3 protein-coding genes are annotated in these 25776 nt (G+C 74.4%); all 3 read left to right on the top strand.

The window, feature by feature from the left end; all coding sequences use genetic code 11:
• Positions 1-94 precede the first annotated feature (94 nt).
• The gene (locus ACIRYZ_RS18380; protein WP_402945272.1) at positions 95-16141 is read left to right on the top strand and encodes a type I polyketide synthase; all 16047 of its coding nucleotides are present in this window, start codon (positions 95-97) and stop codon (positions 16139-16141) included.
• Positions 16142-16197: 56 nt separating this feature from the next.
• Positions 16198-21708: a type I polyketide synthase gene (locus ACIRYZ_RS18375; RefSeq protein WP_402945269.1), complete on the top strand. Its 5511-nt coding sequence runs from the start codon at positions 16198-16200 to the stop codon at positions 21706-21708.
• Between the two features lie 28 nt (positions 21709-21736).
• On the top strand, positions 21737-25776 hold a 4040-nt coding region (locus ACIRYZ_RS18370; protein ID WP_402945267.1), incomplete at its 3' end, for a type I polyketide synthase.

The following is a 25776-nucleotide window of genomic DNA, read 5'->3' as shown; positions in this document are numbered from 1 at the left end:
GCACCACCGACCGACCCGCACCACCGAGCGACCAGCACGACCAAGTGATCTACCTGACCACTGACGTTCGCGGACACACGGAGGACGGACCGAGATGACGGCGCAGGACGAGCAGATCGTCAACGCACTGCGTGCCTCGCTGAAGGAGAACGCGAGGCTGCAGCAGGAGAACCAGCGCCTCGCCGACGCCTCGGCCGAACCCATCGCGATCGTCTCGATGGCCTGCCGGTACGCGGGCGGCATCCGCACACCCGAGGACCTCTGGCGGGTGGTGACCGACGGCACCGACGTCTACACCGCCTTCCCCGAGGACCGCGGCTGGGACCTGGAGGGCCTCTACCACCCGGATCCCGACAACCCCGGCACCACCTATGTCCGCGAGGGCGCCTTCCTGCACGACGCCGGCCAGTTCGACGCCGCCTTCTTCGGCATCTCGCCGCGCGAGGCGCTCGCCATGGACCCGCAGCAGCGCCAGCTCCTGGAGGTCTCCTGGGAGGCGCTGGAGCGGGCCGGCATCGACCCGCACTCGGTCCGCGGCACCGACATCGGCGTCTTCGCGGGCATCGTCCACCAGGACTACGCGCCCGACCTGGCCGGTCTCGAAGGCTTCCTGAGCCTGGAGCGGGCGCTCGGTACCGCGGGCGGCGTCGCCTCCGGCCGGGTCGCCTACACCCTCGGCCTGGAGGGCCCCGCCGTCACCGTCGACACCATGTGCTCCTCCTCGCTGGTCGCCATCCACCTGGCCGCCCAGGCACTGCGGCGCGGCGAGTGCTCGATGGCGCTGGCCGGTGGCGCGACCGTGATGTCCACGCCCGGCGGATTCGTCGGCTTCGCCCGGCAGCGCGGCCTCGCCTTCGACGGCCGCTGCAAGTCGTACGCCGCCGCGGCCGACGGGTCCAGCTGGGCCGAGGGCGCCGGCGTGATCCTGCTGGAGCGGCTCTCCGAAGCCCGCCGCAACGGCCACCAGGTGCTCGCGGTGATCCGCGGCTCCGCGCTCAACCAGGACGGCGCCTCCAACGGCCTGACCGCCCCCAACGGCCCCGCCCAGCAGCGGGTGATCCGCAAGGCGCTGGCCGGCGCCGACCTGGCCGCCACCGACATCGACATGGTCGAGGGCCACGGCACCGGCACGGTGCTCGGCGACCCGATCGAGGTGCAGGCGCTGCTCGCCACCTACGGCCAGGACCGCCCCGCGGACCGGCCGCTGCGGCTGGGCTCGGTCAAGTCGGTGATCGGCCACACCCAGGCCGCCTCCGGCGTGGCCGGCGTGATCAACATGGTGCAGGCGCTGCGCAACGGCGTCATGCCGGCCACCCGGCACGTCGACGCGCCCACCCCGCAGGTCGACTGGTCGGCCGGCGCGGTGCAGCTGCTGACGCAGGCTCGGCAGTGGGCGACGGAGCAGGACCGGCCGCGCCGGGCCGGCGTCTCCTCGTTCGGCGCCAGCGGCACCAACGCGCACGTGATCCTGGAGCAGGCGCCGCAGACCGAGCCGGCCGAGGTGGCCGAGGCGGCCGGCGGCGTTGTGCCGCTGGTGCTCTCCGCCGCCTCCGCCGCCTCGCTCACCGGACAGGCCGAGCGGCTGGCTGCCTTCCTCGAAGCGGCCACCGGCGAGGCGCCGACGCTCACCGAGGTGTCCGGCGCGCTGACCGCCGGCCGGGCGGTGCTCGGCGAGCGCGCGGTGGTGATCGCCGGCTCGACCGAGGAGGCGCTGGCCGGGCTGGGCGCCGTGGCGCTCGGCCAGTCCGCGCCCTCGGTCGCCGTGGCCGGCGCGGCGGCCGCCGCCGCCGGCGGCGGCAAGGTGGTGCTGGTCTTCCCCGGCCAGGGCTCGCAGTGGATCGGCATGGGCCGTGAACTCCTGGACTCCTCACCGGTGTTCGCCGACCGGATCGCCGAGTGCGCGGCCGCCCTGGAACGCTGGACCGACTGGTCGCTGACCGAGGTGCTGCGCGGTGAGGCCCCGGCCGAGCTGCTGGAGCGGGTGGACGTCGTGCAGCCCGCCAGCTTCGCCGTGATGGTCGCGCTGGCGGCCGTCTGGCAGTCGGTCGGCATGCAGCCGGACGCCGTCATCGGCCACTCGCAGGGCGAGATCGCCGCCGCCTGCGTCTCCGGCGCGCTCACCCTGGAGAGCGCCGCCCGGATCGTCGCCGTCCGCAGCCAGGTGATCGCCGCCCAGCTCGCCGGGCGCGGCGGCATGGCCTCGGTGGCCCTGCCCGAGGACGAGGTGGTGGCGCGGCTGGAGCGCTGGTCGGACCGGGTGGAGGTCGCGGCCGTCAACGGCCCGTCCTCGGTGGTGGTGGCCGGTGATGCCGAGGCGCTCGACGAGGCGCTCGACACGCTGGAGGACCAGGGCGTCCGGGTCCGCCGGATCGCCGTGGACTACGCCTCGCACTCGCGCCACGTGGAGGCCGTCCAGGAGACCCTGGGCGAGGCCTTCGCCGACATCCGCAGCCAGGCCCCCGCCGTGCCGTTCCGGTCCACCGTGACCGGCGACTGGATCCGCGAGGCCGGCGCCCTGGACGGCGGCTACTGGTACCGCAACCTGCGCCGGCAGGTCCGCTTCGGCCCCGCCGTCGCCGAGCTGCTGGCCGACGGCCACACCGTCTTTGTGGAGGCCAGCGCCCACCCCGTGCTGGTCCAGCCGATCAGCGAGATCGTGGACCGCGCCGAGGCCGACACCGTGGTGACCGGCTCGCTGCGCCGCGACGAGGGTGGCCCGCGCCGGCTGCTGCAGTCGATGGCCCAGCTGTTCGTCCAGGGCGTCGGGATCGACTGGACCGGGATGCTGCCGGACGGCGCCGCCGGCGCCCGGGTGGACCTGCCGACCTACGCCTTCGACCACCAGCACTACTGGATCCAGCTGACCGGCGGCGCGAACGACGCCGCCTCGCTGGGCCTGACCGGCACCGACCACCCGCTGCTCGGCGCCGTGGTCCCGCTGCCGCACTCCGACGGCCTGGTCTTCACCTCCCGGCTGTCGCTGCGCACCCACCCCTGGCTGGCCGACCACGCCATGCAGGGCGTGGTGATCGTCCCCGGCACCGCCTACGTCGACCTGGCCGTCCGGGCCGGCGACGAATTCGGCTGTGGTGTGCTGGAGGAACTGGTCATCGAGGCCCCGCTGATCCTGCCCGAGCAGGGCGGCGTCCGGGTCCAGGTCGCCGTCGGCGGCGCCGCGCAGAACGGCTCGCGCACCGTCGACGTCTACTCGCTGCGCGAGGACGCCGCCGACGCCGCCGGGCAGGGGGAGTGGACCCGGCACGCCACCGGTCTGCTCTCCGCCGCCCGGACCGCCGCAGCCGCGCCCGCCATCGACTTCGCCGTCTGGCCCCCGGCCGGCGCAACCCCCGTCGCCATCGAGGACTTCTACACCGACCTGGTCGCCCGCGGGTACTCCTACGGCCCGGCCTTCCAGGGCCTGCGCGCCGTCTGGCGGCGCGGCACCGAGCTGTTCGCCGAGGCCGTGCTGCCGCCGGAGCAGCGGGACACCGCCGACCGGTACGGCATCCACCCGGCGCTGCTCGACGCCGCCCTGCACACCAATGCCTTCGCCAACCCGGACGACGACCGCAACGTGCTGCCGTTCGCCTGGAACGGCCTGGTGCTGCACGCTCAGGGCGCCTCCGCGCTGCGGGTACGGGTGGCCCCGACCGGCCCGGACGCGCTCTCCTTCCAGGCGGCCGACGAGACCGGCGACCTGGTGCTGACCATGGACTCGCTGGTGTCGCTGCCGGTCACCGCCGAGCAACTCGGCGCCGGCCCGGCCGGCCAGGAGGGTCGCGACTCGCTGTTCCGGGTCGAGTGGACCCGGCTGCCCGCCCCCGAGGGCGCCGCTGCCCCGGCCTCCTGGGCGCCCGTCGCCGGCGCCGCCGAGGTGGCCGCGCTCGCCGCCCGGGAGACCCTGCCGCCGGTCGCCGTGCTCACCGCGACCAGCGGCGAGGGCGAGGAGCCGCTCGCGCTGACCGCCCGGGTGCTGGCCGCGGTCCAGGCCTGGCTGACCGCACCGGGCGTGGACGCCATCCCGCTGGTCGTCGCCACCTGCGGCGCCGTCCCCGCGGGCGGCGACGCGGACGTGACCGACCCGGCCGGCGCCGCCGTCTGGGGCCTGCTCCGGGCCGCCCAGGCCGAGAACCCCGACCGGATCGTGCTGCTCGACCTCGACCCCGCCGGCTCCGCCGGGGCCGGCCCTGTGCTCGGCCCGGTGCTCGCCGCCGGGGAACCGCTGGTCGCCGTCCGCGGTACCACGCTGTCCGCCCCGCGCCTGGTGCGCGCCGTCACCGAGACCGAGGCCGGGGCCGAGTCCGCCGAGGAGGCGTTCGCCCCGGAGGGCACCGTGCTGGTCACCGGCGGCACCGGCTCGCTGGGCGTGATGGTCGCCCGGCACCTGGTGGTCGAGCACGGCGTGCGACACCTGCTGGTGGCCGGCCGACGCGGCCCGGCGGCCGAGGGTGCTGCCGAACTGACCGCCGAGCTAGCCGAGTTGGGAGCCTCGGTGCAGGTGGTGGCGGCCGACGTGGCCGACCGGGAGGCGGTCGCGGCACTGCTCGCGGCCGTACCGGCCGAGCACCCGCTCACCGGGGTGCTCCACCTCGCGGGCGTGCTCGACGACGGTGTGCTCGGCGCGCTGACCCCGGAGCGCCTCGCCCAGGTCTTCCGACCGAAGGTCGAAGGCGTCCGCCACCTGGACCAGCTGACCCGCGAACTGGCGCCCGCCCTGCGGACGTTCACCGTCTTCTCGTCCGCCGCCGCGCTGCTCGGCTCGGCCGGCCAGGGCAGCTACGCGGCCGCCAACTCCTACCTCGACGCGCTGATGGCGCACCGGCGGGCCGCCGGGCTGCCCGGCGTCTCGCTGGCCTGGGGCCTGTGGCAGCAGAGCACCGGCCTGACCGCCCACCTCAGCGAGGTGGACCAGGCCCGGATGAGCCGCGGCGGCGTGCTGGCGCTCACCCCCGCCGAGGCCCTCGGCTTCCTGGGCACCGGCCTGCAGGGCCGGCACGCCCTGCTGGTGCCGATCAAGCTCGACCTGCGCGCCGTCCGCGCGGAGGCCACCTCCGGGGGCTCCGTGCCGCACATGCTGCGCGGCCTGGTCCGCACCGGACGCCGACTCGCCCGGGCCGGTGCGGGCGACGCCGGCGGCCTGGTCCGCCGGCTCGCCGGGCTGCCCGAGGCCGAGCAGGAGCGCGTGCTGCTCGGCATCGTGCAGGCCGAGGCGACCGCCGTGCTCGGCTTCAACGCCGCCGAACTCGCCCAGGGCATCCGCGGGTTCAGCGAGATCGGGTTCGACTCGCTGACCGCCGTCGAGTTGCGCAACCGGCTCGGCGCCGTCACCGGCGTCAAGCTCCCCGCCACCCTGATCTTCGACTACCCCACGCCGGTGGCGCTCGCCCGCTACCTGCGCGAGGAACTCGGCGAGAGCTCGGCCGGCGCGGCCGCCACCAGCACCGTGGTCGCCGCCGATCCGGACGAGCCGATCGCCATCGTCGGCATGGCCTGCCGGCTGCCCGGCGGCGTCGCCGACCCCGACGGCCTGTGGAGCCTGGTGGTCGAGGGCCGCGACGGCATGTCGCCGCTGCCGGACGACCGCGGCTGGGACCTCGAAGGCCTCTTCGACACCGACCCGGACAAGGCCGGCACGGCCTACGTCCACAAGGGCGGATTCCTGCAGGGCGCAGGCGAGTTCGACGCCGGCTTCTTCGGCATCTCGCCGCGCGAGGCGCTCGCCATGGACCCGCAGCAGCGGCTGCTCCTGGAAACCTCCTGGGAGGCCCTGGAGCGCGCGGGCATCGATCCCGACAAGGCGCGCGGCGGCAACATCGGCGTCTTCTCCGGCATGTCCATCCACGACTACGTCGAGTCCCTCAGCGACATGCCCGACGAGCTCGAAGGCTTCGTCACCACGGCCACCGCGGGCAGCGTCGCCTCCGGCCGGGTCTCCTACGTGTTCGGCTTCGAGGGCCCGGCGGTGACCGTCGACACCGCCTGCTCCTCCTCGCTGGTCGCCATGCACCTCGCCACCCAGGCGCTGCGCCAGGGCGAGTGCTCGCTGGCGCTGGCCGGCGGCGTCGCCGTCATGGGCTCCCCGATCGGCCTGCGCGGCATGTCCCGCCAGCGCGGCCTGGCCGCCGACGGCCGGGTCAAGGCCTTCTCCGCCGGAGCCGACGGCACCGTGCTCTCCGAGGGCGTCGGCATCGTCGTGCTGGAACGCCTTTCCGAGGCGCGGCGCAACGGCCACCAGGTGCTCGCGGTGGTCCGCGGCTCCGCGGTCAACCAGGACGGCGCCTCCAACGGGCTCACCGCGCCCAACGGCCCGGCGCAGCAGCGGGTGATCCGCAAGGCGCTCGCCAACGCCGGCCTGGCCACCGCCGACATCGACGTGGTCGAGGCGCACGGCACCGGCACCGAACTCGGCGACCCGATCGAGGCCCAGGCACTGCTGGCCACCTACGGCCGGGACCGTGACCCCGAGCACCCGCTCTGGCTCGGCTCGATCAAGTCCAACTTCGGCCACGCCCAGGCCGCGGCCGGCGTCGCTGCCGTGATCAAGATGGTGCAGGCGCTGCGCCACGGCGTCATGCCGCCCACCCTCAACGTGACCGAGCCGACCCCGCAGGTGGACTGGACCGCCGGCGCGGTCGAGCTGCTGACCGAGGCCCGGGACTGGCCGGAGGAGGGGCGCCCGCGTCGGGCCGGCATCTCCTCGTTCGGCATCAGCGGCACCAACGCGCACCTGATCCTGGAGCAGGCACCGGAGACCGAGCCGGTCGAGCAGCCCGCGGTGGACGGCGACGGCGGCGTGCTGCCGCTGGTGGTGTCGGCGAAGAGCGCGGCCTCGCTGGCCGGCCAGGCGGAGCGGCTCGCCGCGTTCCTGTCGGCCGCCGACGCGGCTCCGCTGAGCGCCGTGGCGGGCGCCCTGGTGGCCGGGCGTGCGGTGCTGGGCGACCGCGCCGTGGTGCTGGCCGGCTCCCGCGACGAGGCGCTGGCCGCACTGGCCGCCGTGGCCCGGGGCGAGAGCAGCCCCGCCGCGGTGACGGGCGGCGAGTCGGGCGCGGGCGCGGTGGGCAAGGTGGCGTTCGTCTTCCCCGGCCAGGGTTCGCAGTGGGCCGGGATGGGGCGTGAACTACTGGACTCCTCGCCGGTGTTCGCGGAGCGGATCGCGGAGTGTGCGGCGGCGTTGGCGCCGTGGATCGACTGGTCGCTGATCGAGGTGCTGCGCGGCGAGGCCCCGGCCGAGTTGCTGGAGCGGGTCGATGTGCTGCAGCCGGCCAGTTTCGCCGTGATGGTGGGCCTGGCGGCGGTGTGGGCGTCGGCGGGTGTGCTGCCGGATGCGGTGGTGGGCCACTCACAGGGCGAGATCGCCGCGGCTTACGTGGCCGGGGCGCTGTCCCTGGAGGACGCCGCGCGGGTGGTGGCGGTGCGCAGCCAGGTGATCGCCCGCGGGCTGGCGGGGCGCGGTGGGATGGCGTCCGTCGGCCTGCCTGAGGACCGGCTGGCCGAGCGTCTGGAACGGTGGGGCGGCAAGGTCGAGATCGCGGCCGTGAACAGCCCCTCCTCCGTGGTGGTGGCCGGTGACGCCGAGGCACTCGACGAGCTCGCCGAGGTCTTCGGCGCCGAGGGCGTCCGGGTGCGCCGGATCGCCGTGGACTACGCCTCGCACACCCGCCACGTGGCGGCGGTGGAAGACGAGTTGACCGAGGTGCTCGGCGGTGTGTCCGCTGCGGCCCCGCTGGTGCCGTTCTTCTCCACGCTGCTGGGGGAGTGGGTCCGGGACGCCGACGTGCTGGACGGCGGCTACTGGTACCGCAACCTGCGCAACCGGGTCGGATTCGGCACCGCGGTGGCCGAGTTGGTCGCCGACGGCTTCGGGGTCTTCCTGGAGTCCAGCGCCCACCCCGTGCTGGTGCAGCCGGTCAGCGAGGTCGCGGACGGGATCGACGGAACGTCGGTCATCGTCTCGGGCTCGATCCGCCGCGAGGACGGCGGCCAGCGCCGCCTGCTGACCTCGATGGCCGAGCTGTTCGTGCGTGGTGTCGAGGTGGACTGGACGGGCGTGCTGCCGGCCAACTCGGCCGCGGCGGGCGTGAACCTGCCCACCTACGCCTTCGACCACCGCCACTACTGGCTGCGGACCGCCCCCGCGACCGACGCCGCCTCGCTGGGCCTGACCGGCACCGACCACCCGCTGCTCGGCGCCGTGGTCCCGCTGCCGCACTCCGACGGCTTGGTCTTCACCTCCCGGCTGTCGCTGCGCACCCACCCCTGGCTGGCCGACCACGTGGTCGGCGGCGTCGCCCTGCTGCCCGGCAGCGGCCTGGTCGAACTGGCCGTCCGGGCCGGTGACGAGGTCGGCTGCGGCACCCTCGAAGAGCTGGTGATCGAGGCCCCGCTCGTCCTGCCCGAGCAGGGCGGCGTCCGGGTCCAGATCACCGTCGGCGGCACCGACGAGGACGGCATTCGCACGGTCGAGGTCTACTCGATCCGCGAGGGCGCCGACGAGGAGGCGGGCGCCGACGCCTGGACCCGGAATGCCACCGGCCGGCTCTCCGCCGCCCGCGCCGACCGCCCCGCGCCCGACACCGACCTGGTCGTCTGGCCGCCCACCGGCGCCCGCAGCGCCGGCGCCGACGAGCTCTACGACGACCTGCTCGGGCTCGGCCACGCCTACGGCCCCGCCTTCCAGGGCGTCCGGGCACTGTGGCGGCGCGGCGAGCAGGTCTTCGCCGAGGTCGCCCTCCCGGACGGGCCGCGGGCCGACGCCAACCGCTTCGGCCTGCACCCGGCGCTGCTGGACGCCGCCCTGCAGTCGGGCCTGCGCCACGCGGCCACCGCGGCCGGCACCCCCGCCGGGGATGCGCAGCGGCTCTGGCAGCCCGCCGAATGGGCCGGTCTGACCCTGCACGCGGCCGGCGCCGCGACGCTGCGGGTCAAGCTCGCCCCCGCCGGGCCCGACCGGCTGACGCTGACCGCCGCCGACGAGACCGGCGAACCCGTCCTCACCCTGGACGCGCTCTCCTTCCTGCCGGTCTCCGCCGAGCAACTCTCCGCCTCGGCCGCCGCCGGCGGCGGCCAGGACTCGCTCTTCCGAGTGGAGTGGGCCGAACTGCCCGCACCCGCCGCGGGATCCGAGACCCTGCTGCCGTGCGTGCCGCTCTTCCACGCCGACGAGGTGGAGATCCTCGCCGCCAACGTCAGCACCCCCGTCATCGCCGTGACCGAGGCCGCCGGCGGCGACGCCCTGGCCCTGACCGACCGGACTCTGGCCATGGTCCAGGCCTGGCTCGCCGCGCCTGGCCTGGCCGCCTCCCGGCTGGTCGTCCTCACCCGGGGCGCGGTGCCCGCCGGCGGCGACGTCGACGTCACCGACCCGGCCGGCGCCGCCGTCTGGGGCCTGATCCGCGCTGCGCAGGCCGAGGACCCGGACCGGATCGTGCTGCTGGACATCGCCGCCGACGCCAACCTCGACGTCACCGGCATCGAGCTGGAACCCCTGCTCGCCGCCGTGCTGGCCACCGGTGAGCCGCAGGTCGCGGTGCGCGGCTCGGTGCTCTCCGCACCCCGGCTGGTCCGCGACAGCAGCAGCGCCGCGCCGGACGCCGGCACCGTCTTCGACCCCGAGGGCACCGTGCTGGTCACCGGCGGCACCGGCTCGCTGGGCGCCCAGCTGGCCCGGCACATGGTCGCCGGCCACGGTGTCAGGCACCTGCTGCTGGTCAGCCGGAGCGGCCCGGCGGCCGACGGCGCCGCCGAACTGGCTGCCGAACTCACCGAGTCCGGCGCGTCCGTACAGGTGGTGGCGGCAGACGTCACCGACCGGGACGCCGTCGCGGCACTGCTCGCTGCGGTGCCGGCCGAGCACCCGCTGACCGGCGTGGTGCACACCGCCGGCGTGCTGGACGACGGCGTGATCCCCGCGCTCACCACGGACCGGCTGGCCTACGTGTTCGGCCCGAAGGTCGCCGCCGCCGGCCACCTGGACGAGCTCACCCGCGGCCTCGACCTGTCGGTGTTCGCCGTCTTCTCCTCGGGCGCCGGCCTCTTCGGCTCCGCCGGCCAGGGCAACTACGCGGCCGCCAACGCCTTCCTGGACGGCCTGATGGCCCGCCGCCGGGCGGCCGGCCTCCCCGGCGTGTCCATGGCCTGGGGCCTGTGGGAGCAGACCACCGGCCTGACCGCCCACCTCAGCGAGCGCGACCAGGCCCGGATGAGCCGCGGCGGCGTCCAGGCCCTCACCCCCGCCGAGGGCTTCGCGCTCTTCGACACCGCCCTGACTGCCGGTCAGGCGCTGGTCGTGCCGATCAAGCTCGACCTGCGCGCCGCCCGCGCCGACGCGGCCGCCGGCGGCACCGTGCAGCCGCTGATGCGCGGCCTGGTCCGCAGCGGCCGGCAGAGCGCCCGTGCGGCCGCCACCCAGCGCGGCACCGGCGGCCTCGCCGACCGGCTCGCCGGGCTGACCCCGCAGGAGCAGGAGGCACTGCTCCTCGACGTGGTCCGCGGCCAGGTGGCCACCGTGCTCGGCCACGCCGGCGCCGAGGACGTGCGGCCCGAGAAGGCCTTCCGCGACTCCGGCTTCGACTCGCTCACCTCGGTCGAGCTGCGCAACCGGATCCGCGAGGCCAGCGGACTCAGCCTGCCCACCACCGTGGTCTTCGACTACCCGACCCCGCTCGCCCTGGCCCGCCACCTGCAGGAGCGCTTCGGCCACGTGCCCGCCGCCACCGGCGGACCGGCCGCCCCGGCCCTGGCCCCGGCCGACCCCGGCGAGCCGATCGCGATCGTCGGCATGGCCTGTCGCCTGCCGGGCGGGGTGGCGAGCCCGGAGGACCTGTGGCGGCTGGTCGCCGAGGGCCGCGACGCGATGTCCGGCTTCCCGACCGACCGCGGCTGGGAGCTGGACGGCCTCTTCGACTCCGACCCCGGCCGGGTCGGCACCTCCTACGTCAACCAGGGCGGATTCCTGTACGACGCGGGCCTGTTCGACGCCGGGTTCTTCGGGATCTCGCCGCGCGAGGCGCTCGCCATGGACCCGCAGCAGCGGCTGCTGCTGGAGACCTCCTGGGAGGCGCTGGAGCGGTCCGGCATCGACCCCGGCACGCTGAAGGGCACCGATGTCGGAGTCTTCTCCGGCGTGATGACCCAGGGCTACGGCTTCGGCGGCGAAGTACCGGCCGAACTCGGCGGCTTCACCGCCACCGGTTCCGCGGGCAGCGTGGCGTCCGGCCGGGTCTCCTACGTGTTCGGCTTCGAGGGCCCCGCGGTGACCGTGGACACCGCCTGCTCCTCCTCGCTGGTCGCCATCCACCTGGCCGCCCAGGCGCTGCGCCAGGGCGAGTGCTCGATGGCCCTCGCGGGCGGCGCCACTGTGCTGGCGAACCCCTACACCTTCGTCGAGTTCTCCCGCCAGCAGGCGCTCTCGCCCGACGGACGCTGCAAGGCCTTCTCCGCGACCGCCGACGGCACCGGCTGGGCCGAGGGCGCGGGCGTGGTCGTGCTGGAGCGGCTCTCCGAGGCACAGCGCCGAGGCCACCGGGTGCTCGCCGTGATCCGCGGCTCGGCCGTCAACCAGGACGGAGCGTCGAACGGCCTGACCGCGCCCAACGGGCCCTCGCAGCAGCGGGTGATCCGCAAGGCGCTGGCCGGCGCCGGCCTGACCACCTCCGACGTGGACGCCGTGGAGGCGCACGGCACCGGCACGGTGCTGGGTGACCCGATCGAGGCGCAGGCGCTGCTGGCGACCTACGGTCAGGACCGGCCCGCCGACCAGCCGCTGTGGCTCGGCTCGGTCAAGTCGAACATCGGGCACGCGCAGGCCGCCGCCGGCGTCGCCGGTCTCATCAAGATCGTCGAGGCGCTGCGGCACGGCGTCCTGCCGCCCACCCTGCACGTCACCGAACCGTCCACCGAGGTCGACTGGACGGCCGGGTCGGTCGAACTGCTGACGCAGGCACAGGTTTGGCCGGAGACCGGCCGGCCGCGCCGCGCGGGCGTTTCCGCCTTCGGCGTGAGCGGGACGAACGCGCACGTCATCCTGGAGCAGGCGCCGGAGGTCGAGGCGGTGGAGGCTCCCGAGTCGGATGGCCTGGTGCCGCTGGTGGTGTCGGCGAAGAGCACCGAGTCGCTGGCCGGTCAGGCGGAGCGGCTGGCGGCGTTCCTGGCGGCGGGTGAGGTGGCGCTGCCTCAGGTGGCGGGTGCGCTGCTGGCCGGGCGTGCGGTGTTGGGCGAGCGTGCGGTGGTGGTGGCCGGGACGCGGGAGGAGGCGATTGCCGGGCTTCGGGGGATCGCTGACGGCCCGTTGGGTTCGGTGGGTGCGGTGCGGACGGTGGTGGTCTTCCCGGGGCAGGGTTCGCAGCGGGTGGGCATGGGCCGGGAGTTGTACGAGCGGTTCCCGGTGTTCGCGGAGGCGTTCGATGCCGCGTGTGCGGCGCTGGACGCCCGACTCGCGGAGTCGGTGGAGTTCCCGGTCGCCGAGGTGGTGCTGGGGCGCTCGGGTGATCTGAGTCAGACGGTGTTCACGCAGGCCGGGTTGTTCGCGGTGGAGACGGCGCTGTTCCGGTTGGTGGAGTCGTGGGGTGTGCGGCCCGATGCGGTGATGGGTCACTCGATCGGTGAGATCGTGGCGGCGCATGTGGCGGGCGTGCTGTCGTTGGAGGACGCGGCGGCGGTGGTGGCGGCTCGTGGCCGGTTGATGCAGGCGCTGCCGTCCGGTGGTGCGATGGTGGCGGTGGCGGCTTCCGAGGCTGAGGTCGTGCCGTTGCTGGGTGAGGGTGTGGACCTGGCGGCGGTGAACGGACCGGCGGCGGTGGTGCTCTCCGGTGTGGAGGATGCGGTGCTGGCGGCGGCGGCGACGCTGGCCGAGCAGGGGCGTAGGACCCGTCGGCTGACGGTCTCGCATGCGTTCCATTCGGTGTTGATGGAGCCGATGCTGGAGGAGTTCGCCGCCGTTCTGGCGGGCGTGAGCTGGTTGGAGCCGCGCTTCCCGGTGATCTCGAACGTGACCGGAAGGATCGCTGAGGCCGGTGAGCTGGCCAACCCCTCCTACTGGGTGGAGCACGTGCGCCGCCCGGTCCGGTTCGCCGACGGTGTCGCCGCGGCGGCCGGTACGGGTGAGGTCGTCTTCGTCGAACTCGGTCCGGGTGCCGCGCTGTCCGGTGTGGTCGCCGACTCGGCGGGCGAGCGCGCGACCTGTGTGGCGGCGCTGCGTGACAACCATGGTGAGGCGCAGACTCTGCTGACCGCACTTGCCGAGGTGTTCGTGCGCGGCGCCACCGTGGACTGGTCCCGACTCGTGCCGACCACCGGCCACGTGGACCTGCCGACCTACGCCTTCGACCACCGTCACTACTGGCTCCAGCTGGCCCCGACCATCGACGCCGCCTCGCTCGGCCAGGCCACCGCGGACCACCCGCTGCTGGGCGCCGTGGTGGAGGTGCCGGAGACCGGCGGTGTGCTGTGCACCTCCCGGCTGTCGCTGCGCACCCACGCCTGGCTGGCCGACCACGCGGTCGGCGGCGTCGTCCTGCTGCCCGGCACCGGCCTGGTGGAGCTGGCCGTCCGCGCCGGTGACGTGGTGTCCGCCGGGGTGCTGGACGAGCTGGTGATCGAGGCCCCGCTGATCGTCCCCGACCAGGGCGGCGTCCGGATCCAGGTCGCCGTCGGTGGCCCGGACGAGCACGGCACCCGCAGCGTCGCCGTCTACTCGGCGCGCGAGGACGCCAGTGGCGAGATCGGTCCGGACACCTGGAACCGGCACGCCACGGGCACCCTCGGTGCCGCCCCGGCGGAGAACGCGGCGGGCGCGACCGGCTTCGACGTGAGCGTCTGGCCGCCGGCCGGCGCCGAGCGGGTGCCGCTCGACGTCGCCGGGTTCTACCAGGAGCTGCTCGGCCACGGCTACGCCTACGGCCCGGCGTTCCAGGGCCTGCGCGCGGTCTGGCGGCGCGGCGAGGAGCTGTTCGCCGAGGTCGCCCTGCCGGAGGAGCAGCGAGACAGTGCCGCCCGCTTCGGCCTCCACCCCGCCCTGCTCGACGCCGCCCTGCACACCGAAGCGTTTGCTCAGCCGGACGAGGGCCACAACGTGCTCCCGTTCGCCTGGAACCAGCTGGTGCTGCACGCCGGGGGCGCCGCCGCGCTGCGGGTGCGGATCGCTCCCGAGGGCCCGGACGCGCGCTCGGTGATCGCCGTGGACGAGACCGGTCGCCCGGTCCTCTCGGTGAGCTCGGTGACCTTCCGCCCGGTGGACGTCGCGCAGTTGGACGCCGCGGCCGCGCTCGCGGCCGAGGACGACCGCGACTCGCTGTTCCGGGTCGAGTGGACCGAACTGCCGTCCGTGCCCCGCAGCGCGGCCGAGCCGGAGCCCGCCTGGGCGCCGGTCTCCTCCGCGGCCGACGTCGCCGCGCTGGCCGCCGAGGCACCGGCCGTCGCCGTCCTGCGGGCCGACGGCGGCGGAAACCGCGGCGTGGACGAGGTGCTCGCCCTGACGGCCAGTGCGCTGTCGGTGGTCCAGGCCTGGCTGGCCGACGAGGCGTTCGAGGAGTCCACCCTGGTGGTGGCCACCCGTGGTGCGGTCGCGGCGGGTGATGACGGTGACGTGACCGATCCGGCTGCGGCTGCGGTGTGGGGTCTGGTGCGGACCGCGATGGCGGAGAATCCGGACCGGATCGTGCTGCTCGACACCGAATCGGAGGCCGTGGAGCAGGAGTTGGCTGTCGTGCTGGCCTCCGGCGAGGCCCAGGTGGCAGTCCGGGGCGGGGCGCTGCGGGTGCCCCGCCTGGTGCGGGTCGCGGCGGGCCCAGAGGGCGGCGAACTGGCCGCCGGTGGCACGGTGCTGGTGACCGGTGGTACCGGTTCGCTGGGTGCGCTGGTCGCCCGGCACCTGGTGGTCGAGCACGGTGTGCGGCACCTGTTGCTGGCCAGCAGGAGCGGCCCGGCGGCCGAGGGAGCCGCTGAACTGCTCGCCGAGCTTGCCGAGTTGGGCGCCAATGCGCACGTGGTCGCGGCCGACGTCTCCAACCGGGAGGACGTCGCGGCGCTGCTGGCAGCAGTCCCGGCGGAGCACCCGCTCACGGGCGTGGTGCACACGGCCGGTGTGCTGGACGACGGTGTGATCGGGGCGCTGACCCCGGAGCGTCTGGCATACGTCTTCGCTCCGAAGGTCGCCGCCGTCGGCCACCTGGACGACCTGACCCGCGGTCTCGACCTGGCGGTGTTCGCGGTCTTCTCCTCCGCCTCCGGTCTCTTCGGCTCGGCCGGCCAGGGCAACTACGCGGCGGCCAACGCCTACCTGGACGCGCTGGCCCATCAGCGCCGGGCGGCCGGCCTGCCCGCCACCTCGCTGGCCTGGGGCCTCTGGGAGCAGGTCAACGGCATGACCGCCCACCTGGGCGCAGCCGACCAGGCCCGAATGAGCCGCGGCGGTGTCCTGCCGATCGCCCCCGCCGAGGGCATGCGGCTGCTCGACACGGCACTGCGGAGCGGCGCGGCCCTCGCGGTGCCGGTCAAGCTGGACCTTCGGGCACTGCGCACCGACGCGGCCGCCGGCCGCCCGACCCAGCCGCTGCTGCGCGGCCTGGTCAACGCCGGCCGGCAGACCGCCCGCACGGCCGCGCCTGAGAGCGGCGGGCTGGCCCGCCAGCTGGTCGGCCTGGACCCGGAGCAGCAGGAGGCGCTGCTGCTCGACCTGGTCCGCGGTCACGTGGCGAGCGTCCTCGGCCACGCGGGCGTGGAGAGCGTCGGCGTCGAGACGGCCTTCCGGGACGCGGGCTTCGACTCGCTCACCGCGGTCGAGCTGCGCAACCGGCTCCGCGCGGCCAGCGGCCTGAAGCTGGCGGCGACGGTGGTCTTCGACTACCCGACCCCGCTGGCGCTGGCCCGCTACCTGCACGCCGAACTCGGTACCACCGACGACGCCCTGTCCCTGGTGAACACGAAGATCGAGGACATCGAGTCGTTGCTGGCCGAATCGCTGCTGGCCGGACTGCTGTCCGACGAGTCCAAGAAGTCCGGCGTCATGCTCCGCCTTCAGGCACTGGTCGCCAAGATCAGTGGAGCCGCCGAGCAGACGGAGAGCTCGACAGTGGCACAGCAACTGGAATCCGCCTCCGCCGATGAGGTCCTCGACTTCATCAACGACGAGCTCGGAATCTCCTGACCTGCCCCTCCTGCCTCGCCTGCACCGCCTCCACTGACTGCCACTGCCGAACCCCGGTGAGGAACCTGAAGATGGCCACGGACGACAAGATCCTCAAGTACCTCAAGCGCGTCACCGCCGAGCTCCACGACCTGCGCCAGCAGGTCGCGCGCACCGCGGACGAGCCGATCGCGATCGTCGGCATGGCGTGTCGTCTGCCGGGCGGGGTGGCGAGCCCGGAGGACCTGTGGCGGATGGTCAGCGAAGGCCGGGACGGCGTCTCCGGCTTCCCCACCGACCGGGGCTGGGAGCTGGACGGCCTGTTCGACGCCGACCCGGACAAGGCCGGCACCTCGTACGTCGACCAGGGCGGATTCCTGCACGGCGCAGGCGAGTTCGACGCCGCCTTCTTCGGGATCTCGCCGCGCGAGGCGCTGGCGATGGACCCGCAGCAGCGGCTGCTGCTGGAGACCTCCTGGGAGGCCCTGGAGCGGGCCGGGATCGACCCCGGCTCGCTCAAGGGCAAGGACGTCGGCGTCTTCAACGGCATCATGGGCGTGGACTACTTCTTCGGCGGCAACGTGCCGCCGGAGCTGGAGGGCTTCGCCGGAACGGGCGCGGCCGGCAGCGTGGCGTCCGGCCGAGTCTCCTACGTGTTCGGCTTCGAGGGTCCGGCGGTGACCGTGGACACGGCCTGCTCCTCCTCCCTGGTGGCCATTCACCTGGCGTCCCAGGCGCTGCGCCGCGGCGAGTGCTCGATGGCGCTGGCCGGCGGCTCGACCGTGATGGCCACCCCGCACACCTTCGTCGAGTTCTCGCGCCAGCGGGGGCTCGCCTCGGACGGACGGTGCAAGTCCTACTCGGACGCCGCCGACGGCACGGGGTGGGCCGAGGGCGCGGGCGTGGTGCTGCTGGAGCGGCTCTCGGAGGCCCAGCGCAACGGGCACCGGGTGCTCGCGGTGGTCCGGGGCTCGGCCGTCAACCAGGACGGTGCGTCGAACGGCCTCACCGCGCCGAACGGACTCGCGCAGCAGCGAGTGATCCGCAAGGCGCTGGCGGCCGCCGGCCTGACAGCGGCCGAGGTGGACGTGGTCGAAGGACACGGCACCGGCACGGTGCTCGGTGACCCGATCGAGGCCCAGGCGCTGCTCGCGACCTACGGTCAGGAGCACTCCGCCGAACGGCCGCTGTGGCTGGGGTCCCTGAAGTCGAACGTGGGCCACACCCAGGCCGCGGCCGGCGTCTCGGGCGTGATCAAGATGGTGCAGGCGCTGCGGCACGCTGTGCTCCCGGCCACCCTGCACGTGGACGAGCCGTCCTCGCAGGTGGACTGGACGGCCGGCGCCGTGGAACTGCTCACGGAGTCCCGCGAGTGGCCGGAGGCGGCGGACGGCCGGCCGCGCCGGGCGGGCGTGTCGTCGTTCGGTGTGAGCGGGACGAACGCGCACCTGATCCTGGAGCAGGCGCCGGAGGTCGAGGCGGTGGTGGCTCCCGAGTCGGACGGCCTGGTGCCGCTGGTGGTGTCGGCGAAGGGCACCGAGTCGCTGGCCGGTCAGGCGGAGCGGCTGGCGGCGTTCCTGGCGGCGGGTGAGGTGGCGCTGCCTCAGGTGGCGGGTGCGTTGGTGGCCGGGCGTGCGGTGTTGGGTGAGCGTGCGGTGGTGGTGGCGGGGTCGCGGGAGGAGGCGATCGCGGGGCTTCGGGGGATCGCTGACGGCCCGTCGGGTTCGGCGGGTGCGGTGCGGGCGGTGGTGGTCTTCCCGGGGCAGGGTTCGCAGCGGGTGGGCATGGGCCGGGAGTTGTATGAGCGGTTCCCGGTGTTCGCGGGGGCGTTCGATGCCGCGTGTGCGGCGCTGGATGCCCGGCTCGCTGGCTGGGTGGAGTTCCCGGTGGCCGAGGTGGTGCTGGGACGGGCGGGTGATCTGAGTCGGACGGTGTTCACGCAGGCCGGGTTGTTCGCGGTGGAGACGGCGCTGTTCCGGTTGGTGGAGTCGTGGGGGGTGCGGCCCGATGCGGTGATGGGTCACTCGATCGGTGAGATCGTGGCGGCGCATGTGGCGGGCGTGCTGTCGTTGGAGGACGCGGCGGCGGTGGTGGCGGCTCGTGGCCGGTTGATGCAGGCGCTGCCGTCCGGTGGTGCGATGGTGGCGGTGGCGGCTTCCGAGGCTGAGGTCGTGCCGTTGCTGGGTGGGGGTGTGGACCTGGCGGCGGTGAACGGGCCGGCGGCGGTGGTGCTCTCCGGTGTGGAGGACGCGGTGCTGGCGGCGGCGGCGACGCTGGCCGAGCAGGGGCGCAGGACCCGTCGGCTGACGGTCTCGCATGCGTTCCATTCGGTGTTGATGGAGCCGATGCTGGAGGAGTTCGCGGCGGTCCTGGCGGGCGTGAGCTGGTTGGAGCCGCGCTTCCCGGTGATCTCGAACGTGACCGGAAGGATCGCTGAGGCCGGTGAGCTGGCCAACCCCTCCTACTGGGTGGAGCACGTGCGCCGCCCGGTCCGGTTCGCCGACGGTGTCGCCGCGGCGGCCGGTACGGGTGAGGTCGTCTTCGTCGAACTGGGCCCGGGTGCCGCGCTGTCCGGTGTGGTCGCGGAGTCGGCCGGGGAGCGCGCGACCTGTGTGGCGGCGCTGCGTGACGACCACGGTGAGGCCCGGACTCTGCTGACCGCGCTCGCCGAGGCCTTCGTGCGCGGCGCCACCGTGGACTGGTCCCGACTCGTCCCGGCCACCGGCCACGTGGACCTGCCGACCTACGCCTTCGACCACCAGCACTACTGGCTCCCCGCCACCCCCGCCACCGACGCGACCTCGCTCGGCCAGGGCCGCGCCGACCACCCGATGCTGGGCGCGGTGGTCCGCCTGCCGCACTCCGACGGCCTGGTCTTCACCTCCCGCCTCTCCCTGCGCACCCACCCCTGGCTGGCCGACCACGCCGTCGGCGGTGTTGTCCTCCTCCCCGGAACCGCCCTGGTGGAGCTGGCCGTGCGCGCCGGTGACGAGGCCGGCTGCGGCACCCTCGACGAGCTGGTGATCGAGGCGCCCCTGGTCGTTCCCGAGCAGGGCGGTGTCCGGGTCCAGGTGGCGGTCGGCGGCCCGGACGCCAACGGTGCACGCACGGTGGACGTCTATTCCACCCGCGAGGACGCGCACGCCGACTCCGTCGAGGCGTGGACCCGCCACGCCACCGGACTCCTCTCGCCGACCCCGCTCGCCGCTCCCACGCCGAAGTTCGACTTCAGCGCCTGGCCCCCGCCCGGCGCCCAGCGGGTCGAGGTGGACCTGGACGAGTTCTACGCCGGACTGATCCGGGTGGGCTACACGTACGGTCCGGCGTTCCAGGGCCTGCGCGCGGTCTGGCGGCGCGGCGAGGAGCTGTTCGCCGAGGTCGCTCTGCCCGATCAGCAGCGCGAGGGCGCCACCGGCTTCGGCATTCACCCCGCGCTGCTCGACGCGGCCCTGCATGCCAACGGCTTCGGCCGCCAGGTCGACGCCACGGCCGGCGCGGGCGAGGCCCGGACGGTGCTGCCGTTCGCGTGGAACGGCCTGGCCCTGCACGCCGTCGGTGCCGCCGACCTGCGGGTGCGGATCGTGCCGGCGGGGCCGGACGCGGTGGCACTGCAGGCGGCCGACGAGACCGGCGGACTCGTTCTGACCACTGACTCGCTCGTCTTCCGCGAGGTCTCCGCCGAGCAGTTGGAGGCCGCAGCCGGATCACCGGACAGCGACGTGCTGTACGGGGTGGACTGGGTCGAGCAGTCCGCTGTTCCTGCCAGGGACGCCTCATTCGTGCCGTCCTGGGCACCGGTCGATACGGCCGCCGCGCTGGCCGCGCTGGCCGGGAGCGGCGAAGCCCCGGCCGCCCTGGTGGTGCGGGCGACGGCCCCGGACGGGGAGACCGATGCTGCCCTGGCCCTGACGGCTCGGGTACTCGGAGTGCTCCAGGCGTGGCTGGCGGACGGGGCGTTCGAGGAGTCCACGCTGGTGGTGGTCACCCGTGGTGCGGTCGCGGCGGGTGGTGACGGTGACGTTACCGATCCGGCTGCGGCTGCGGTGTGGGGTCTGGTGCGGACCGCGATGGCGGAGAATCCGGACCGGATCGTCCTGCTCGACACCGAATCGGAGGCCGTGGAGCAGGAGTTGGCCGCCGTGCTGGCCTCCGGCGAGGCCCAGGCGGCAGTCCGGCGCGGCGCGCTGCTGGTGCCCCGGCTGGTGCGGGTCGCGGCGGGGCCGCAGGGCGGCGAACTGGCCGCCGGTGGCACGGTGCTGGTGACCGGTGGTACCGGTTCGCTGGGTGTGCTGGTCGCCCGGCACCTGGTGGTCGAGCACGGCGTGCGGCACCTGCTGCTGGCCAGCCGGCGCGGCCCGGCAGCCGAGGGCGCTGCCGAACTGACCGCCGAGCTCGCCGAGTTGGGTGCTGCAGTGCAGGTGGCGGCCGCTGACGTGGCCGACCGGAACGACGTCGCGGCGCTGCTGGCAGCGGTCCCGGCGGAGCACCCGCTCACGGGCGTGGTGCACACGGCCGGCGTCTTGGACGACGGTGTGATCGGGGCGCTGACCCCGGAGCGGCTGGCCCACGTCTTCGAGCCGAAGGTGACCGCCGTTCAGCATTTGGACGAGCTGACCCGCGGTCTCGACCTGGCGGTGTTCGCGGTCTTCTCCTCCGCCTCCGGTCTCTTCGGCTCGGCCGGCCAGGGCAACTACGCGGCGGCCAACGCCTACCTGGACGCGCTGGCCCACCAGCGCCGGGCGGCCGGTCTACCCGCGACCTCGCTGGCCTGGGGTCCGTGGGAGCAATCCACGGGCATGACCACCGGTGCCGAGGCCGCCCAGCGCACCCGGTCCAACCGGCGCGGCGGCATCCTGCCGCTCCGCGCCAAGGAGGGCCTGGCCCTGTTCGACGCGGCGATCGGCGGCGGACGGGCCCTGGCCGTACCGGTCGGGCTCGATCTCCGGGCCGTGCGCACGGAGGCGGCGGCGGGCGGCGGCGTGCCGCAGCTCTTCCGGAACCTGGTACGCGACGTGCGCCAGGCGGTGCGGGCCGCCTCCGGCGACGGCCTGCTCCGCCGGCTGGCCGGGCTGACCCGGACCGAGCAGGAGGCGGTGCTGGTCGATCTGCTGCGCGGCCAGGTGGCGCTGGTGCTCGGACACAGCGGTCCCGAAGGCGTCGTCGCCGGTACCCGCTTCCGGGATGCGGGCTTCGACTCGCTGACCTCGGTCGAGCTGCGCAACCGGCTCCGCGCGGCCACCGGCCTCAACCTGCCGGCGACGGTGGTCTTCGACTACCCGACCCCGCTGGAACTGGCCCGGCACGTGCACGCCGCGCTCGTCCCGGACGGCCCGGGCAGCGGCCCGGGCACCGGCCAGGAGATCGACGAGGAGCGGCTGCGGCACGCCCTGGCCGCGCTCCCGCTGGCCCGACTCAGGGAGGCCGGACTGCTCGACGCACTGGTCGAGTTGGCCGCGCTCGACACCGGGACGCCCGGTGCCGAGCCGGACGGAGCGGACGGTGCGGAGTTGATCGGCGCGCTCGCCGATCTTGATGTGGACGACCTCGTCCAACTGGCACTCGGTGACAGTCAGGACCTCGAAGGCTGATGCGGTACCCATTGGTGAGGACGGTCAAGTGAGTACGTCGTACGAAAAGCTTGTCGAGGCGCTGCGGAAGTCGCTCGAAGAGGTCGGCTCGCTGAAGAAGGCGAACCGTCGCCTGCTCAACGCCTCCCGGGAGCCGATCGCGATCGTCGGCATGGCGTGTCGTCTGCCGGGCGGGGTGGCGAGCCCGGAGGACCTGTGGCGGATGGTCAGTGAAGGCCGGGACGGCGTCTCCGGCTTCCCGACCGACCGGGGTTGGGACCTGGCGGGCCTGTTCGACGAGGACCCGGAGACGACCGGCACCTCCTACGTCGACCAGGGCGGCTTCCTGCACGAGGCCGGCCAGTTCGACGGCGGCCTGTTCGGGATCTCGCCGCGCGAGGCGCTGGCGATGGACCCGCAGCAGCGGCTGCTGCTGGAGACCTCCTGGGAGGCCCTGGAGCGCGCGGGCATCGACCCCGGTACGCTGAAGGGCACCGACGTCGGCGTGTTCAGCGGCATCATGGGAGTCGACTACTTCGCGGGCGGCAGCGTGCCGCCCGAGCTGGAGGGCTTCACCGGAACCGGAGCCGCGGCCAGCGTGGCGTCCGGCCGGGTCTCCTACGTCTTCGGCTTCGAGGGCCCGGCGGTCACGCTCGACACCGCCTGTTCCTCCTCCCTGGTCGCCATCCACCTGGCCGTGCAGGCGCTACGCCGCGGCGAGTGCTCGATGGCGCTGGCCGGCGGTGCGACCGTGATGGCCACCCCCGGTCTCTTCATCGACTTCTCCCGGCAGCGGGGGCTCGCCCCGGACGGCCGCTGCAAGTCGTACGCGAACGGTGCCGACGGCACGGGGTGGGCCGAGGGCGCGGGCGTGGTCGTGCTGGAGCGCCTCTCCGAGGCGCGGCGCAACGGCCACCGGGTGTTGGCGGTCGTTCGCGGCACGGCCGTCAACCAGGACGGTGCGTCCAACGGCCTGACCGCGCCCAACGGCCCCTCGCAGCAGCGGGTGATCCGCAAGGCGCTGGCCAACGCGGGCCTGACCACGGCGGATGTGGACGCGGTGGAGGGTCATGGCACCGGGACGGTGCTGGGTGACCCGATCGAGGCGCAGGCGCTGCTGGCGACCTACGGTCAGGAGCGGACTGCCGAACGGCCCTTGTGGCTCGGCTCGTTGAAGTCGAACATCGGTCACACCCAGGCTGCGGCCGGTGTGGCGGGTGTGATCAAGATGGTGCAGGCGCTGCGGCACGGCGTGCTGCCGCCGACCCTGCACGTGGATGCGCCCTCCTCGCAGGTGGACTGGACGGCGGGTTCCGTCCAGCTGCTGACCGAGGCACGCGACTGGCCCGAGAGCGACCGCCCGCGCCGAGCCGGCATTTCCGGCTTCGGCGTGAGCGGGACCAACGCCCACGTGATCGTGGAGCAGGCCCCCGAGGCCGAGGCGATGGAGGAACCCGCCGGAGACGGTGTGGTGCCGCTGGTCGTCTCGGCGGCCTCCGCTGGTGCGCTGACGAGGCAGGCGGAGCGCCTGGCCGGGCTACTGGAAACAGCTGACGGAGCGTCACTTATTCGCGTCGCCGGGGCGTTGGTGGCCGGGCGTGCGGTGTTGGGCGAGCGTGCGGTGGTGGTGGCCGGGACGCGGGAGGAGGCGATCGCGGGGCTTCGGGGGATCGCTGACGGCCCGTCGGGATCGGCCGGCCCGGTGCGGGCGGTGGTGGTCTTCCCGGGGCAGGGTTCGCAGCGGGTGGGCATGGGCCGGGAGTTGTACGAGCGGTTCCCGGTGTTCGCGGAGGCGTTCGATGCCGCGTGTGCGGCGCTGGATGCCCGACTCGCGGAGTCGGTGGAGTTCCCGGTCGCCGAGGTGGTGCTGGGGCGCTCGGGTGATCTGAGTCGGACGGTGTTCACGCAGGCCGGGTTGTTCGCGGTGGAGACGGCGCTGTTCCGGTTGGTGGAGTCGTGGGGTGTGCGGCCCGATGCGGTGATGGGTCACTCGATCGGTGAGATCGTGGCGGCGCATGTGGCGGGCGTGCTGTCGTTGGAGGACGCGGCGGCGGTGGTGGCGGCTCGTGGCCGGTTGATGCAGGCGCTGCCGTCCGGTGGTGCGATGGTGGCGGTGGCGGCTTCCGAGGCCGAGGTCGTGCCGTTGCTGGGTGAGGGTGTGGACCTGGCGGCGGTGAACGGGCCGCAGGCGGTGGTGCTCTCCGGTGTGGAGGACGCGGTGCTGGCGGCGGCGGCGACGCTGGCCGAGCAGGGCCGCAGGACCCGTCGGCTGACGGTCTCGCATGCTTTCCATTCGGCGTTGATGGAGCCGATGCTGGAGGAGTTCGCGGCGGTCCTGGCGGGCGTGAGCTGGTCGGAGCCGCGCTTCCCGGTGATCTCGAACGTGACCGGCCGGATCGCTGAGGCCGGTGAGCTGACCAACCCCTCCTACTGGGTGGAGCACGTGCGCCGCCCGGTCCGGTTCGCCGACGGTGTCGCCGCGGCGGCCGGCACGGGTGAGGTCGTCTTCGTCGAACTGGGCCCGGGTGCCGCGCTGTCCGGCGTGGTCGCGGAGTCGGCCGGGGAGCGCGCGACCTGTGTGGCGGCGCTGCGCGACGACCACGGCGAGGCCCGGACTCTGCTGACCGCACTTGCCGAGGCCTTCGTGCGCGGCGCCACCGTGGACTGGTCCCGACTCGTCCCGGCCACCGGCCACGTGGACCTGCCGACCTACGCCTTCGACCACCAGCACTACTGGCTCCCCGCCGCTCCTGTCACCGACGCGACCTCGCTGGGCCAGGGCCGGGCGGATCACCCGATGCTGGGCGCGGTGGTGCGTCTGCCGCACTCGGACGGTCTGGTCTTCACCTCTCGGCTCTCTCTGCGCACTCATGCCTGGCTGGCCGATCACGCGGTCGGCGGTGTGGTCCTGGTTCCTGGCACCGGCCTGGTGGAGCTGGCTGTGCGTGCCGGTGACGAGGTCGGCTGCGGCACCCTCGACGAGCTGGTGATCGAGGCGCCCCTGGTCGTTCCCGAGCAGGGCGGTGTCCGGGTCCAGGTGGCGGTCGGCGGCCCGGACGCCAACGGTGCACGCACGGTGGACGTCTATTCCACCCGCGAGGACGCGCACGCCGACTCCGTCGAGGCGTGGACCCGCCACGCCACCGGACTCCTCTCGCCGACCCCGCTCGCCGCTTCCACGCCGAAGTTCGACTTCAGCGCCTGGCCCCCGCCCGGCGCCAGGTCGATGGAGATCGACGGCGGCTACGAGCTGCTGGAGCGCGCGGGTTACGCGTACGGCACGTCGTTCCAGTGCGTGCGCGCGGTCTGGCGGCGCGGCGAGGAGGTCTTCGCCGAGGTCTCGTTGCCCGACCAGCTGCTGGAGAGCGCCGCCCGGTTCGGTATCCACCCGGGACTGCTGGATGCTGCCCTGCACTCCAGCATGCTCGACGCGGCCGCCGCCTTCCGCGACCAGCTGCCCGACGGCACGTCGAAGGACGGCACCTCAACGGACGACGGGTCAGGTGCCGCCGCGCCGGATGACCAGCCGGTCATCCGCCTGCCGTTCGCGTGGAAGGGGCTGACCCTGCACGCCGCCGGGGCCGGCTCGATCCGGGTGCGGGTGGTCCAGCTCACCCCGGACACCCTCGACCTGGAGGCGGTGGACGAGGCGGGCGGGCTGGTCCTGTCGCTGGAGTCCCTGGTCTCCCGTGCCGTCTCCGCCGAGCAGTTGGAGGCCGCGGCGGCCGGTGCGACGGGCGGCGACTCGCTCTTCTCGGTCGAGTGGACCGAGCTGCCCGCGCAGGCTGCCCAGCCGTCCGCCCCGGCGCCGTCCGGAGTCACCGTCCTGGAGGCCGTCACCACCGGTGACGGCGACACCCCCCTCGCGCTGACCTCGCGGGTCGTGGAGGCGCTCCGGAGCTGGCTGGCCGAGGAACCCGCGGAGGCCGCCCGGTTGGTCGTGGTCACTCGGGGTGCGGTGCCGGCCGGTGGTGACGGGACGGTGACCGATCCGGCCGGATCGGCGGTCTGGGGCCTGGTCCGGGCCGCGCAGGCGGAGAATCCGGACCGGATCGTGCTGGTGGACTCGGACGAGGTGGAGATCGAGCA

Source organism: Kitasatospora sp. NPDC101155, from assembly GCF_044768305.1.
GTDB lineage: Bacteria > Actinomycetota > Actinomycetes > Streptomycetales > Streptomycetaceae > Kitasatospora.
Note: the sequence above shows the minus strand (reverse complement) of the source record. Positions and strands in the feature narration are given on the sequence as shown.

Excerpts from the sequence above, each read along its gene's own strand:
- ACIRYZ_RS18380 (WP_402945272.1), top strand. The coding sequence starts at position 95 with ATGACGGCGCAGGACGAGCAGATCGTCAACGCACTGCGTGCCTCGCTG.